Below are 14,058 nucleotides of genomic sequence, written 5' to 3' on the forward strand. Positions count from 1 at the left end.
CGAGACCTACGGGAGCCTCCGCCACCCATGGACAGCACCGCAATCCCCTCGATCACCGCCCTCTGGGACGAGGTCTTCGGCAGCCAGCCGGACCCGGATCTGTGGGTGGTGATCGCCACCATGGTCGCCGCCCTGGCCGTGGTCGTCCCGCACAGCCTGTGGCGCCTCTCCCGCAATGCCATCACCATCGCCCACGAGGGCGGCCACGGCCTGGTGGCCCTGCTCACCGGCCGCACCCTCACCGGCATCCGCCTGCACTCCGACACCAGCGGCCTCACGGTCAGCCGGGGCAAGCCGCACGGCCTCGGCATGATCCTCACGGCGGCCGCCGGCTACACCGCTCCCCCGCTCCTGGGCCTGGGCGGCGCGGCCCTCCTGGGCGCCGGCCACATCACCCTCCTCCTGTGGCTGTCGACCCTCCTCCTGATAGCCATGCTGGTGATGATCCGCAACGCCTACGGCGCCCTCACGGTCATCCTCAGCGGCGCGGCCTTCCTGCTCGTGTCCTGGCTGACGGGCCCCCAGGTGCAGGCGGCTTTCGCGTACGCGGTGGTGTGGTTCTTGCTGCTGGGTGGCGTACGTCCCGCTTTCGAACTCCAGGCGAAGAGGGCGAGGGGCGGCGCGGGCGACTCCGACGCGGACCAACTGGCCCGTCTGACCCACGTACCCGCTGGCTTGTGGTTCTTCCTGTTCCACATGGTGTCCCTGTGCTCGCTGATAGGCGGCGGGCGGTGGCTGCTGGAGCTGTGACAAGCCCCGAAGGGGCAAGTCACCAAGGGCGCGGGGCTGTGTCTATCTGCGGCTCCGCCGCGCGGGCGCGACCAGCCACGACGGCGCGGCACCCGAAAGACGGCCTACTTATACAGTGGGTCACATGGCCCCGAACAACGACCAAACCGCCCTCTGGCCCGCTCCCCACGCCCGCGGAGCCGTCGACGCGACGGTCCACGTCCCGGGGTCCAAGTCCGTCACCAACCGCGCCCTCGTCCTCGCCGCCCTCGCCAGCGAACCGGGCTGGCTGCGCCGCCCCCTCCGCTCCCGGGACACCCTCCTGATGGCCGGCGCCCTGCGCGCGATGGGCGTAGGCATCGAGGAGGGCGTGGGCACGGAAAAGGGCTCGGGCGAGTTCTGGCGGGTCATTCCCTCGGGCCTGCACGGCCCGGCCACCGTGGACGTCGGCAACGCGGGCACGGTGATGCGCTTCCTGCCGCCGGTCGCCGCCCTGGCCGACGGCCCCATCCGCTTCGACGGCGACCCGCGGTCCTACGAACGCCCCCTGCACGGTGTGATCGACGCCCTGCGCGTCCTCGGCGCCCGGATCGACGACGACGGCCGGGGCGCGCTGCCGCTGACGGTGCACGGCGGGGGCGCGCTGGACGGCGGGCCGGTGGAGATCGACGCGTCCTCGTCGTCCCAGTTCGTGAGCGCCCTGCTGCTCTCCGGACCGCGCTTCAACCAGGGCGTAGAGGTCCGCCACATCGGCTCCTCGCTCCCCTCGATGCCGCACATCCGGATGACGGTCGACATGCTGCGCGCGGTCGGTGCCCAGGTGGACACCCCGGAGTCGGGCGGCGAGCCCAACGTCTGGCGGGTGACCCCGGGCGCGCTGCTCGGCCGGGACCTGACGGTCGAGCCGGACCTGTCGAACGCCCAGCCCTTCCTCGCCGCGGCGCTCGTCGCCGGCGGCAAGGTCGTCGTACCGGACTGGCCGGCCCGTACCACCCAGCCCGGTGACCGGCTGCGGGAGATCTTCACCGAGATGGGTGGTTCCTGCGAACTCACCGAGTACGGGCTGGAGTTCACCGGTTCGGGTGCGATCCACGGTATCGACGTGGACCTCGGCGAGGTCGGCGAACTGACCCCGGGTATCGCGGCCGTGGCCGCCCTGGCGGACTCCCCGTCCACGCTCCGGGGCGTAGCGCATCTGCGGCTGCACGAGACCGACCGGCTCGCCGCGCTCACCAAGGAGATCAACGAGCTGGGCGGTGACGTGACCGAGACCGCCGACGGTCTGCACATCCGCCCGCGCCGCCTGCACGGCGGGATCTTCCACACGTACGAGGACCACCGCATGGCCACCGCGGGCGCGATCATCGGCCTCGCGGTCGAGGGCGTGCAGATCGAGAACGTGGCGACGACGGCGAAAACCCTTCCGGACTTCCCCGACCTGTGGACCGGGATGCTCGGGAGCGATGGGGCGTAGGGGACACACGCCATGCGTCGCTACGGCAAGAACACCGACGAGGACGACATCCGCCAGCGCCCGAACCGCAAGGGCAACCGGCCGCGCACCAACATCCGCCCCAAGCACGAGGAAGCGGTCGAGGGCATGGTCCTCACCGTCGACCGGGGCCGCCTGACCTGCCTGGTCGAGGACCGGGTCGTGATGGCGGTCAAGGCCCGCGAACTGGGCCGGAAAGCGGCGGTGGTCGGTGACCTCGTCGGCATCATCGGCGACCTCTCCGGCGACAAGGACACCCTCGCCCGCATCATCCGCATCGAGCCGCGCACCTCGGTGCTGCGCCGCACGGCCGACGACGACGACCCGTACGAGCGCGTGGTCGTCGCCAACGCCGACCAGCTCGCCATCGTCACCGCCCTCGCCGACCCCGAGCCGCGCCCGCGTCTCATCGACCGCTGTCTGGTCGCGGCCTACGACGGCGGCCTCGACCCGCTGCTCGTCCTGACCAAGTCGGACCTGGCCTCGCCCGACCAACTCCTGGAGATGTACGGCGCGTTGGGCGTCCCCTACGTCGTCACGAGCCGCGAGGAGCTGGAGAACGGCACCGCGGTGGAGCGGGTCCGCAAGCAGCTCGACGGCAAGATCACGGCGTTCGTCGGGCACTCCGGTGTCGGCAAGACGACCCTCGTCAACGCGCTGGTCTCGCTGGAGCGGCGGCGCAGCACCGGCATCGTCAACGCCGTCACCGGCCGCGGCCGGCACACCACGACCTCGGCGCGCGCGATCCCGCTGCCGGACGACTCGGGCTGGGTCGTCGACACCCCGGGCGTCCGTTCCTTCGGCCTGCACCACGTGGACCCGTCCCGGGTGATCAAGGCCTTCCCCGACCTGGAGCCGGGCACGGAGAACTGCCCGCGCGCGTGCAGCCACGACGAGCCGGACTGCGCCCTGGACCAGTGGGTGGCCGACGGTCACGCGGACCCGCAGCGGCTGTACTCGCTACGGCGGCTGCTGGCCACCCGCGAGCGGACGGAAGGCGACTGATCACCGGCTGACCACCGCGTGTTTGTGGGGACTCAAGTTCGGTAAGTGCATAATCGCACCGAGCCGGACAAACGGGAGGACAGCACATGGCGTGGCTGCTGGTTGTCGTGGCCGGAATTCTGGAGACCGGGTTCGCCGTGTGCCTGAAGCTGTCCCACGGCTTCACGCGCCTGTGGCCGACGGTCGCCTTCTGCTCCTTCGCCCTGGGAAGTTTCGGCCTGCTCACCCTCTCCCTGAAGAAGCTCGACGTGGGCCCCGCCTACGCCGTGTGGACCGGCATCGGCGCGGCCGGCACGGCGATCTACGGCATGGTCTTCCTCGGCGACCTGGTGTCGACGCTGAAGCTCGTGTCGATCAGCCTCGTCATCGTCGGCGTGATCGGCCTCCAGCTGTCGGGCTCCGCACACTAGGCGGGTCCGTCAGGCACCCAGGACCCTATGGGTCGGCGTCAGCGCACCGCGCACCAGCTCGCCGACCCCGCCCTCGCCCGGCGGTGCCGCCACGCAGGACAGCGCCAGCCGTACGACGAGTTCGCAGGAGCGGGCCAGATCGGCGGTGTCCGGCTTGGCCGCGCCGGGTCCGGCCAGCGCCGCTACGGCACGGTCGCGGACGACGGCCACGAAGTCACCGGGTGAGGGCAGCGGCCCGTCGGCCCGGCGCTGTGCCGGTACGGCGGAGGAGGACGGCACCGCGGACAGGGTCGGCGAGGGCAGCCGTTCGCTCCAGCAGCCGGTGAGCATCGCCCGTACCAGCGCGTTCTCGCGGGCCGCCGACGTGGTCCACTCGGCGGTCGCGGTCAGCCGCTCGCGGGCGTCGCTGTGACTCCCGAGTGCCCGCTCGACGCCGACGAGATACCCGTCGGCCTCCCTTCTGACCAGCGCCCGCGCGAGCCCCTCCTTGCTCCCGAACTCGTTGTACAGCGTCTGCCGGGACACTCCGGCGGCGGCGGCCACGTCCACCATCCGTACGGTGGACCACGACCGGCGCGCCAGCGCCGTATAGGCGGCGTCCAGCAGGGATTCCCGCGCTGCAGGCATCATTCGCCTCCCTGGGGCGAGCGGCTCTGCGCCCAGATTTGACGCGCACGGGAGCACTGTCAAGGGTTCGCGGCGGTGCCGGGGGGCGCACTTCGGCCATTGCGCGCGGGAGTTGGGCCGGGGGCCGCTGACAGGTTCCGGGCGGAAGCCGTGCGCGGTCGCCCCGGCCGATGGTCCCCGACCTCCCGTTTCGCCCACCGGACCCTGTAGCCCCGGCGCGACCCCTGAAGATACGGTTCACGCATGGCCGACTATCACGATGACCTGCGCCTCGCCCACGTCCTCGCGGACGCCGCCGACGCCGCGACGACCGCGCGGTTCAAGGCCCTCGATCTCAAGGTCGAGACCAAGCCGGACATGACTCCGGTCACCGAGGCCGACAAGGCCGCCGAGGAACTGATCCGCGGCCACCTGCAGCGCGCCCGCCCGCGCGACGCGGTCATCGGCGAGGAGTACGGCAGCGAGGGCACCGGCCCGCGCCGCTGGGTGATCGACCCGATCGACGGCACCAAGAACTACGTACGCGGCGTCCCGGTCTGGGCCACGCTGATCTCCCTGATGGAGGCGGCGGAGGGCGGCTTCCAGCCCGTCGTCGGCCTGGTCTCCGCACCGGCGCTCGGCCGCCGCTGGTGGGCCGCGAAGGGCCACGGCGCCTACACCGGCCGCAGCCTGTCCTCCGCGTCCCGGCTGCGCGTCTCCCAGGTCTCGAAGCTGACGGACGCCTCCTTCGCGTACTCCTCCCTCACCGGCTGGGAGGACCAGGGCCGCCTCGGCGGCTTCCTCGACCTGACCCGCGAGGTGTGGCGCACACGCGCGTACGGCGACTTCTGGCCCTACATGATGGTCGCCGAGGGCGCGGTGGACATCTGCGCCGAACCCGAACTCTCCCTCTGGGACATGGCGGCCACCGCGATCATCGTCACCGAGGCCGGCGGCACCTTCACCGGCCTCGACGGCCACCCGGGCCCACACAGCGGCAACGCGGCCGCGTCGAACGGCATCCTGCACGACGAGTTCCTGGGGTATCTCAACCAGCGCTACTGACCTGACTTACGGCCTGACCTGCGCGTTACCCCCTCCCTCAGGCCCCCTGGGCCGTCGTGGGGCCGTCATCGGTCTTCGGGCCGACCTCGAACGCGCCGTTCACCGCCTCCCGTGTCCGCTTCTCGCTGCTCGGCTTCTCCCCCGCGTCCAGCAGAACGGACGCGTAGAAGTGCCTCAGGGCGTGCATGCCGTTCTCCCTGCCTCGCGGCACGCCCACGATGTCGAGGGCGGGGCGCCACGCCACGCGGTTGAAGACCACGCGATTGACCGCACGCTCTCCGACGTTGGTGAAGAGCAGGGAGGCGGTCACCGGCGGACCGTCGACCGACCGCCACGGCAGCGTTACGGCCGTGGGTGGGTGCTTCGCGATGTGGTCCTCAAGCGACCGCGCGACGCTCTCAGGCAGCGGGACAGCGCGCGTCTTGCCACCCTTGGGGAGAGCGAACACCTGCTTACCCGCGATGAGCTTGACCCGTCGCACAACGTGAACCACCCCTTCCACGAAGTCCACGTCGTCAACGGCCAGACCAAGCACTTCGCCCTGCCGCATGCCGCATCCGCCGGCCAGGTCCACCGTGGCTCGGTACCGTTCCGGCAGTGCCGAACGCATGGCGAGCACGCGCTCAGGACGCCACGGCACGATCCGGCGGGGTTCCAGCTTGGGCGCCTTCACCGACGACGAACGGCAAGGGTTGAACGGGATCAGACGGTCGTCGACGGCCGCCGCCAACATCGCGTTGAGGTTCGCGAAGATGACCCGCTGATAGGCGGGAGCTACTCCCCCGTCTTGGAGCTTCCGCCGTGTGTCCTTCCACAGGTGAACGGCCCGAACAGCGGTCCCGGTGTTCGAGCACCGGGGCCGCGCGCCGTTGAAGTCGGGTTTCCGGCTCCCCTCAGCGCTGCTCGTACGAGCCGAGCAGCGGAGGCAACCGGCCGCAGAGAACTGCGGTGGATGAGTGGTCTCTTTCGGGGACGCGGCTGCCGGATCAGGTACAGCTCGCTAGGGCCCCGTCGTAGGCAGAGACCTGACCTTTCGGTCTGCCATCCGGACTGCCAAGGGATCGCCTGCCGCGAGGCAGACGACTGTCCGGTGCCCTCCCCCCGTCCACTGCAGGGCTCCTGATTGCGCGTTCTTGCAGTTCAAGCAGGTGTGACGCATCCCCTCTACGTTACTTAGGGGGGTTGCGCTCTTTCTTGATAGGCACCGCAAGCAAACGGGAGAGGTGCGCGCAACCCCCTCTAGCGATAGAGTTCGCTAGCCCCCCTAGACGAGGAGTGGAGAGCTGTGCACGACGACATGAAGCGGGTCGCTGAGATTGCGGCCCCGGTCGACCGGGCCAAAGCAGCGATCGACCTGATGGCGACCTATCAGGGATGGGTGCTTGAGCTGTCCCGCATTCGTCGCGAGGCCATCGAAGAAGCGCAGGCGTCCGGCATGACTCAGACCGAAATCGCCGCGCAGCTCGGGGTGAGCCGAGGCCGCGTAGGGCAGCTGGCGTCCGCCGGTCCGCCCCCGGAGCGCGCGTTCTTCGGCACAAACCTGGTGACCGTGTCGCTCGGTGGCAAGCCCGAGGCAGGAAAGGGCCCTGACCAGAACCCGAGTGAGGTCGTGACCAGAGAGGACCTCAAGAACTTCGACCACCTGCGCAAGCTGCTGAGTGGGATGAAGCTTGAGGCCGAGTACGAGGTGATCCCGACGACGGGAATCGTCAACCTCAACCGCGACAACCACGTGGTCGTCTGTGGACCGCGACTGTCGCCCATCGTCGCCCAGGTGCTCGAAGGGGACGACAACCTGCGCTTTGAGAAAGACCGAGCCTGGCACCTGGTGGACCAGAAGGCCGGCAAGGAGTACCGATCGCCGATGGATGAGGACGGCACTGCCGGCGACTTCGGCTACCTGGGCCGACTCCCCCGATTGGACGGCCGTGGCACGTTCTTGTACATCGCCGGAATCCACGCCATAGGCGCCAACGGGGTCGTGCACTACTTGGAGAACAACCTCGCCGAGCTGTACCGAGAAGTTCGCACCCGCCGGTTCTCGACCCTCATTTCCTGTCGCTACGACCCCAAGACGCTCGACGTACTGGAGAGCCGCCGCGTCACCCCGCTGTACCGACACGAGGGATGATCATGCGCGTCTGCATGGACACACAACCCGGGGGAGCCAACCCCAATGAGGACTGGGTAGCAGGAACACCCACGCTCGCCGTCGTGCTGGACGGACTCAGCACGGCAGGCCTCACCACGGGATGCCGACACGGCGTCCCCTGGTACGTCGCACACCTCGGCGGTCAGCTTCTTGCGACCCTCGCAGACCCAGACCGCCAACTCACAGACGGATTGGCGGACGCTCTCGAACGTGTTGCAGGGCTGCATCCCGAGTGCGACCTCAAGAATCCAGGGACGCCGTCCGCCACGGTCGCGGTCCTGCGGCATCGAGACAGCCTCTTGGACCATCTCGTCCTCGCAGACTCCCCCATCGTGTTCGAGGTGCCTCAGGGCTACTCGGTGATCACTGATCTCCGAGTGGACGACATCCTGCCCGAGATGAGAGCTGAGGTTGAGCAGCACGAGACTCACACCTCACAGCACAGGGAAGCCGTGCAACGATTCGTGCTCGCGCAGCGGCAAGTACGCAACACGGCAGAGGGGTACTGGGTGGCTGCGGCAGATCCAGAAGCAGCAGAGCACACCCTGACCGGCACGACATCACTCGGAGAAGTGCACGCTGCCGTCGTGATGTCTGATGGCGTATCAAGGCTCGTGAACGAGTACGAGATGGCGACCTGGTCGGAAGCGTTCGCCACGCTCCGGGCGGGAGGTCCCCGTGAACTGATCGACACCGTACGCAGGGTTGAGGCCACGGACCCCACTGGGCGCCGGTGGCCGCGGTACAAGTCCGGGGATGATGCCGCAGTGGCCTTCTGCCAATGGTGACTTGACCAGCGGAAAGCGCATGAGGCTCTGACATCAATGGCTGACGTGGACGATCACGAATGGCGTGACCGTTGGCAGAGCCGTGTCATCGTCCGTAAGCACTCGTTTTGGACTCCAGCGCACGGAGTTGCTTTGGCCCCAGCGGCGGGTCACAGGGGGCGTGTTGGTGTGATTCACGCCCCTGTAGCAAGGCGATTTGGCCCCACTTCGATCGGGTGGTTCCGCTTCTTGATCGTCTTGGGCTTGCGGCCGGCTCGTCGGCGCCGCCAGGATCGGCTGCATGATCAAGGGTGTGATGTTCGACTTCTCCGGGACCCTCTTCCGGATCGAATCGGCCGCGCAGTGGTTGCGCGCGGTGGCAACGAAGGCCGGTCTGGACGTGCCCGAGGGTGAACTCGACGCGTGCGTCAGCCGGCTGGAAGAGTTCGGGGCCCAGCCAGGAGGGGTTCCTCCGCGCACAGTGCCGCCCCATCTGGAGGCGCTGTGGCGGGAGCGCGATCTGACCGCCGAACGACACCGGGCTGCCTTCACAGCCCTTACCCGGGAAGCGAAACTGCCTGCGGCTGACCTGGCCGAGGCCCTGTATGGACGTTCCCAGGTGTCCGGGGCATGGCTGCCTTATCCCGACACCGAGGAAACCCTCCGCGCCCTGCGCGGGCGAGGCATCCCGGTCGCTGTCGTCAGCAACATCGGCTGGGACATGCGCCCTGTCTTCCGCGACCACGGTGTCGATGACCTCGTGGACGCCTACTTCCTCTCCTTCGAGCGCGGGGTGAAGAAGCCCGATCCCCGGATCTTCCAGATGGCGTGCGAGGAGCTCGGAGTGGCGCCCGGCGATGCACTCATGGTGGGAGACGAGCGTGTTGCGGACGTCGGCGCTGCCACGTTGGGATGCCGGGTCCACCTGGTCGATCCCCTGCCCGTTGACCAGCGTCCCGGTGCGCTGGCCGAGGTGCTCCAGCTCCTCTGAGGTGCCCGACCGGGGCGACTTTCGGCGCGATGTTGAGGGCCCGGCGATCGTACGCCGTCCAGTCCTCGGGCTCGATACCGCGCAAACGGACCCGCTTACCAGCCCGGAACGAAGTCATCCCCTCTCCGATCACGCCGCAAGATGCGATGCGCAGGCCCTCCTGACCCGGACCTGAACTGTGTCGTCATACCGGTGGAGCCAGATCAACTTGGTACGTCAGTGGAGCCCCGAAACGCTGGTGCGCTAGTGCCCAAAGAAGAGCTTGCAAACAGCGGGACCATTGGCAGAGTCGTGTCATCAGGGTTGTTCTGCATCAGGACCTCCCCCGCTCCGCGATCAGTACGCGAGCCAGGATGCGCACCAGCGTGGTGTCCGGCTGGACAAGGTCGGCGTGCTCGCGGTGTGCCCACACGTCCCGCCCCGGTCCGCTCATGCTCTCCTCGTGCCAGAGGTGAACTGCGTCGTCGGGGTCGGTGATCGGCTCGTCGCAGTGACGGCAGAAGCGCCAGGTCATGACGCACCCGCGATCTGTGTGTGGCAGGGGCAGGTGCAGCGTCGTACCAGGACCAGGCCGGCCCCGTGGGGTAGTGGGATGTCCTTGGTCTGACGGCATTCGTGGTGCAGTTCCTGGTATCCGTCCAGGGCGGCCACCGCGCACTCGGCGGAGCGCATCGAGGTGTCGTCGATGGCCGCAGTCACGGGCGCGCACCGAGGTTCTCGTAGTGGTCGCACAAAGCGTTCAAGGTGCGCGCCAGGCGTCGGGCATAGCCGACTTCTACGCCGAATCTACGGATCGGCTCGGCACTGAGTTTTCCCTGTGCCTCGCCTACGCAGGCGAGCGCGCAGTACCGGGGGATGCTGTCCTTCTTCAACCGCCTGACGGACTGCTCGACCTCGGGGATGAGCAGCTCCAGGTGGCCCCGAATCATCTGCGTCAGCATCTCCAGCTCATCAGCGGTTGGGGGCAGCGCCACGGCGTCGGGGTCCAGCAGAATCTGCACGGTCTCGCGCATGACGGTGATGTCAGGGCGATCGGCTTGCTGGCGCTCAGTGCCTTCGGATGCTGCGGTAGTGCGGTTCGCCATGTCGACCCCTGCCCAGTCGGCCACGCCCCGGGCCGTTCACGTGGTCGCCGGGTCTCGTCATGCCTCTTGAAGGTAGGAGTGCGATGGACGCCCATGCCAGCAATGTGCAGATCTTTGCATTCATGCCAACGAGCCTTGTTCCTTGGCGAGTTCGGCCTCTTGACCAGCTACGCCATTTGTCGGAGCGTGTCGCAAAGAACTGCACATCTCATGGATGGAGACAGTCATGTCGCTACGGTTCATCGGGATCGATCCCGAGACCAAGACCGCGGACTCACCGACCGTGTGGGTCGACCAGGAGAAGGGCGAACTCGTCTTCCAGGGATGGAAGCCCGACCCTCAACTCGAAGCAGAGTGCGCCGCGTTCGAGGTACCAGGTCATGCCGTCGGCATTCCGCTGGACGAGGCCGTCATCCGCATCCCGGCCAGGATGGTGCACATGATCAGGGAGGCGTGCGATGTCCTCGATCGTTCCGACGATCGCTGAACTCATGGACGAGTGCACACGCTCCGCTGTGCACCTTGAGATGCGAGATCACTACGGGGTGGCCGCAGAGGCTGACGACTTGCGGACCTGGTTGGAGACCGGCCGTCTCGACACCGACCCCGGATCGCCGGACTGGGCACCCTGGGTGGACCTGGTCTCCTCTGCCGTGGCGCGCGGCGTCGCGGTGCAGCGCGCCCGGATCGTGTCCGAACCCGTCTCCGACTACATCCGCTACGAACACGCCTCCACCGGCGTCAACGTGCACGCCGGGGAACAGGTGCGCTGGTTGCCCCGCCGCCGCGCCTCGGATATCGCCCTGCCGGGCAACGACTTCTGGCTCTTCGACGACCAGGTGATCCGGTGGGGCTACTTCTCCGGCGACGGGGCCATGGTCGGGCACGAGGTCTCCGAGGACCCTGCCGCCGCGAAGCTGTGCGCTGAGTCCTTCGAGGCCGTATGGACGCGCGCGATCCCGCACGACCAGTACCAGATCCACTGACCAGAAAGCACCGGCAGCCAACCCATGCCCGCCTCGCCCTCCTCATCTGCCCAGGCCGCACGTGAAGCCGTCGCCCACCGGCTGCGCGACCTCCGCAAGGAAGCCGGCCTGACGGTCGTGCAGTTGGCTGCCGCGTGCGGCTGGCACTACTCCAAAACCTCACGCATCGAGAACGCCCTCACCGGGCCCTCCGCGAACGACATCCGACGGTGGTGCACCGCGACCGGGACGGACGGACAAGCGCAGGATCTCGTCGTGCAGTCCATCAACGCCGAGTCGATGTACCGGCAATGGCGCGACCAGGTCCGCGCCGGACTGCGCCACATCCAGGACAGCAGAATGCAGGCGTCCCGCGAGACCGAGAACTTCCGGATCTATTCCTCCAGCATCGTCCCCGGCCTGTTGCAGACAGAGGGCTACGCTCTCGCCGTCCTCGGTATCGCCGCAGCTGTCCACGACCTGGACATCGACGACAGCGCGCAGGCCGCGCGCGCTCGGCTCGAACGCTCCCGCATCATTCACGAACAGGGACACCGCTTCGTCGTGGTCATCGAGGAAGCCGTCCTGCACTCCCAGGTGGCCGACCCCGACTCGATGGCAGCGCAACTCGGCTACCTCCTCACCGCCGGCGCCCTACCGGCCGTCTCCCTCGGTGTCATCCCCATGACCATCCGTCGGACGCACTGGCCCGAGGAGACCTTTCACCTCTACGACGACAAGCACGTCTCCGTCGAGCTGGTGTCCGCCGAGGTGAACGTCACCCAGCCCTCCGAAATCGCCCTGTACGCGAAGGCATTCGAGCAGCTGCGCAGCATGGCCGTGTACGGCGCGAACGCTCGCGCTCTGATCGTGAAAGCCATCGAAGCCCTACGCTGAGCCCGGACTTCGACCAAATCGGTGGCCGATCTACATCCACCCATCGGTTGCCGCTCAGCATCGTCACAACACCGGTAGACGTTGCCGTTCGCAGACCAGGGTCTGCCCCGGAGGCGACTTAAGATCCAGGTCATGACGGACATCCCCGATGAATTGATCAAGCTGGAACGTTCCTCCGAAGACGCCCGCCGACAGCTCACCGGTCTTGATGGTGAGGAGTACGAGGCTCAGTGGAAGACGTGGCGTACGGCAGCCGAGAACTTTCAGGCCGCGGTGACCGTATACGCGACGCTCGAAGACGTGACCATGTCGCGGCATGAGGTGGAGCAGGCGGCGAAGCGGGCTGTACGGCACGCCGAGCCCGCTGATGCCTGACCTACGAGCTCCCGGGCCGGCTCTCCAAGGGCTACTCACCGACGGCAGTCCGTTACTGAGATTCACGGCGTGATGTCGCGACGAGATGGACGCTGAACTGCGCGGACTTGTCTTCATCCGACGACAGCACGCCAAGATCACCAGCAGCTCTTCCCTGACCGGAGGGCCGTGATTAGGGTGTTGCGATGCCTATGGATCATTTCGCCTGGTCGTCGATCGCCGCCGAGGGCTTCCCCTTTCCTGAAGGCGTTCCGGCATCCCGGCTCAGTGATGAGCTGTCAGTCATGCTGGTCTCACCTGACCCCAAGGTCCGCGATGATCAGGCGTATACCGCCGCCGCGCACTGGATAGATGAAGGCCATCTCGATGAGGTCCTGGAGGACCTTGGAGACACGGCCGCGGGTCGCTTCAAGCATCCCGAGATACAGGCGCGGACGTTCGCGCCGCTCGTCTTGCGATGCGTGCTGGCACGCGCAGTGGCAGCGCCCGGCGCCGCGCCGAAGGCCGCCGCTGAGCGTTGGTATGCCCCCTTCACCGCCTGGTATCCGGCTGAGAGCGACACCCGTGGCTGGGACGACTCCCTGGGCTGGCTGCACGCCGTCGCGCATGGCGCCGACGCGGCCGCGGCGTTCGCGCAGGCGTTGCCGGGTCGGCGCGCGGAGTTGCTGGAGCTGTGTGCCCGCCGGATGACGGCTGCGGTCGACTACCGGTATGTACAGCTGGAGGATGCCCGTCTGGCCCGTGCGATCGGCCGCATCCTGCTCGTGCCCGGCCTGTCGGCTGAGCAGGCCACGGGGTGGCTGAGCGTGGTGACCAAGGCGCTGGAGGCCGGCGGTTACGGTCCGGTGCCTCCGTGGGCGTTCAACACGATTGCGACCCTGCAGTCGCTGCATCTGCATCTGACCCGCGGCCTTGCCGAGGGAGGGGTTCCTTCCCACGCTGCCGTCGTTGCCGAGGAAGTGGCCGCCATCCTCCGCCTGCCCTATCACTGGCTCGCGTGACAGGGACCGCAAGCTGGTTCCGGGCTACCGATGATCCCGGCATGCTGCCGCCGGAGAAAGACAAATCCGCGCAGTTCAGCGTCCATCTCGTCGCGACATCACGCCGCGAATCTCAGTAGACCAGTACGCCCCGGCTTCTTGTGGTCCGCTTCCTCACTGAAATCAGGCCGGTCTTGCAAGTCGTCGCTACCCCACGCGACCAACTGAGTTACAACCTTCTCTACTGGTTTCAAGGCGGCTCGCTCCGCTCCCCGCGCGCGGCCCGGCCCCCGGCCGGGCCTGCGCTCCTGTCTCCGCCCCGCTCCAGCCCGGCCGGCGCCCGTGCCGCACTCAAAGCATGCAGCCGCCTGATGCCAGAGAATGGGGTACGTCGTGGCTGGGGCGGTCGGCTCCGCGGCTTTACGGAGCCACTTTGGCGCGAGCCTCGAAGATCATGGCCCCAACGTCGTGCTTTAACGGGCAGGTCCACAGACTGCCCGACGCGCCGGAAGCTTACGGGGCCATGATCACTCACGCCA

Annotated in this window: 18 protein-coding genes; 13 read left to right on the top strand and 5 right to left on the bottom strand. The window is 68.0% G+C overall.

Going from position 1 to position 14,058, the window contains the following annotated elements; translation table 11 throughout:
* Positions 1–27 precede the first annotated feature (27 nt).
* The 4 genes from OG714_RS18355 to OG714_RS18370 all read left to right on the top strand — a co-directional run bounded on the left by OG714_RS18355 (position 28) and on the right by OG714_RS18370 (position 3,636).
* Positions 28–750, top strand: a complete 723-nt coding sequence (locus OG714_RS18355; protein ID WP_406122269.1) for a M50 family metallopeptidase — start codon at positions 28–30, stop codon at positions 748–750.
* 124 nt (positions 751–874) lie between these two features.
* Positions 875–2,203 (top strand): 3-phosphoshikimate 1-carboxyvinyltransferase, encoded by a 1,329-nt coding sequence (aroA, locus tag OG714_RS18360; RefSeq protein WP_406122271.1) that lies wholly within the window; start codon positions 875–877, stop codon positions 2,201–2,203.
* 12 nt (positions 2,204–2,215) lie between these two features.
* Complete coding sequence (rsgA, locus tag OG714_RS18365) at positions 2,216–3,226, top strand: ribosome small subunit-dependent GTPase A (protein WP_405950462.1); 1,011 nt, start codon at positions 2,216–2,218, stop codon at positions 3,224–3,226.
* 86 nt (positions 3,227–3,312) lie between these two features.
* Positions 3,313–3,636: a multidrug efflux SMR transporter gene (locus OG714_RS18370; protein WP_019058315.1), complete on the top strand. Its 324-nt coding sequence runs from the start codon at positions 3,313–3,315 to the stop codon at positions 3,634–3,636.
* A 9-nt stretch (positions 3,637–3,645) separates the two neighbouring features.
* On the opposite strand, the gene OG714_RS18375 is transcribed toward OG714_RS18370, so the two are convergent.
* On the bottom strand, positions 3,646–4,266 hold the full coding sequence (locus tag OG714_RS18375) for a TetR/AcrR family transcriptional regulator (RefSeq protein ID WP_406122273.1): 621 nt from the start codon (positions 4,264–4,266) through the stop codon (positions 3,646–3,648).
* A 240-nt stretch (positions 4,267–4,506) separates the two neighbouring features.
* Here OG714_RS18375 and hisN point away from each other — a divergent pair, with 240 nt between their 5' ends.
* Positions 4,507–5,307 (top strand): histidinol-phosphatase, encoded by an 801-nt coding sequence (hisN, locus tag OG714_RS18380; protein WP_406122275.1) that lies wholly within the window; start codon positions 4,507–4,509, stop codon positions 5,305–5,307.
* Between the two features lie 37 nt (positions 5,308–5,344).
* On the opposite strand, the gene OG714_RS18385 is transcribed toward hisN, so the two are convergent.
* Positions 5,345–6,040, bottom strand: a complete 696-nt coding sequence (locus OG714_RS18385) for a tyrosine-type recombinase/integrase (protein ID WP_406122277.1) — start codon at positions 6,038–6,040, stop codon at positions 5,345–5,347.
* Positions 6,041–6,592: 552 nt separating this feature from the next.
* Here OG714_RS18385 and OG714_RS18390 point away from each other — a divergent pair.
* From OG714_RS18390 to OG714_RS18400, 3 genes are all read left to right on the top strand, one after another.
* Positions 6,593–7,438: a sigma factor-like helix-turn-helix DNA-binding protein gene (locus OG714_RS18390; protein ID WP_406122279.1), complete on the top strand. Its 846-nt coding sequence runs from the start codon at positions 6,593–6,595 to the stop codon at positions 7,436–7,438.
* A complete protein-coding gene (locus OG714_RS18395) occupies positions 7,435–8,247 on the top strand; it encodes a hypothetical protein (RefSeq protein ID WP_406122280.1) in 813 nt (270 codons plus the stop codon). Before OG714_RS18390 ends, OG714_RS18395 begins: the two co-directional genes overlap by 4 nt.
* Positions 8,248–8,527: 280 nt before the next feature.
* On the top strand, positions 8,528–9,217 hold the full coding sequence (locus tag OG714_RS18400) for an HAD family hydrolase (protein WP_406122282.1): 690 nt from the start codon (positions 8,528–8,530) through the stop codon (positions 9,215–9,217).
* A 313-nt stretch (positions 9,218–9,530) separates the two neighbouring features.
* Here OG714_RS18400 and OG714_RS18405 read toward each other — a convergent pair whose 3' ends face one another.
* The 3 genes from OG714_RS18405 to OG714_RS18415 are packed head-to-tail and all read right to left on the bottom strand — an operon-like array spanning position 9,531 to position 10,302.
* Positions 9,531–9,731: a hypothetical protein gene (locus OG714_RS18405; protein ID WP_406122284.1), complete on the bottom strand. Its 201-nt coding sequence runs from the start codon at positions 9,729–9,731 to the stop codon at positions 9,531–9,533.
* On the bottom strand, positions 9,728–9,916 hold the full coding sequence (locus OG714_RS18410; RefSeq protein ID WP_366491258.1) for a hypothetical protein: 189 nt from the start codon (positions 9,914–9,916) through the stop codon (positions 9,728–9,730). The genes OG714_RS18405 and OG714_RS18410 overlap by 4 nt, the downstream gene beginning before the upstream one ends.
* Positions 9,913–10,302: a DUF6415 family natural product biosynthesis protein gene (locus OG714_RS18415; RefSeq protein ID WP_406122286.1), complete on the bottom strand. Its 390-nt coding sequence runs from the start codon at positions 10,300–10,302 to the stop codon at positions 9,913–9,915. Before OG714_RS18415 ends, OG714_RS18410 begins: the two co-directional genes overlap by 4 nt.
* A 226-nt stretch (positions 10,303–10,528) precedes the next feature.
* Here OG714_RS18415 and OG714_RS18420 point away from each other — a divergent pair, with 226 nt between their 5' ends.
* The 5 genes from OG714_RS18420 to OG714_RS18440 all read left to right on the top strand — a co-directional run bounded on the left by OG714_RS18420 (position 10,529) and on the right by OG714_RS18440 (position 13,540).
* On the top strand, positions 10,529–10,789 hold the full coding sequence (locus tag OG714_RS18420) for a hypothetical protein (protein ID WP_406122289.1): 261 nt from the start codon (positions 10,529–10,531) through the stop codon (positions 10,787–10,789).
* Positions 10,761–11,288 carry a DUF6879 family protein gene (locus tag OG714_RS18425; protein WP_406122291.1) on the top strand — a complete coding sequence of 176 codons (528 nt, stop codon included), beginning with the start codon at positions 10,761–10,763 and terminating at the stop codon, positions 11,286–11,288. Before OG714_RS18420 ends, OG714_RS18425 begins: the two co-directional genes overlap by 29 nt.
* 24 nt (positions 11,289–11,312) lie before the next feature.
* A complete protein-coding gene (locus tag OG714_RS18430) occupies positions 11,313–12,164 on the top strand; it encodes a helix-turn-helix domain-containing protein (RefSeq protein WP_406122293.1) in 852 nt (283 codons plus the stop codon).
* A gap of 132 nt (positions 12,165–12,296) precedes the next feature.
* Entirely contained in the window at positions 12,297–12,539 is a 243-nt protein-coding gene (locus tag OG714_RS18435) for a hypothetical protein (RefSeq protein ID WP_406122294.1), read from the top strand.
* A 185-nt stretch (positions 12,540–12,724) separates the two neighbouring features.
* Positions 12,725–13,540: a DUF2785 domain-containing protein gene (locus OG714_RS18440; RefSeq protein ID WP_406122296.1), complete on the top strand. Its 816-nt coding sequence runs from the start codon at positions 12,725–12,727 to the stop codon at positions 13,538–13,540.
* Positions 13,541–14,058: the final 518 nt, after the last annotated feature.

This window comes from Streptomyces sp. NBC_00989, assembly GCF_045162655.1.
Taxonomy (GTDB): Bacteria; Actinomycetota; Actinomycetes; order Streptomycetales; family Streptomycetaceae; genus Streptomyces.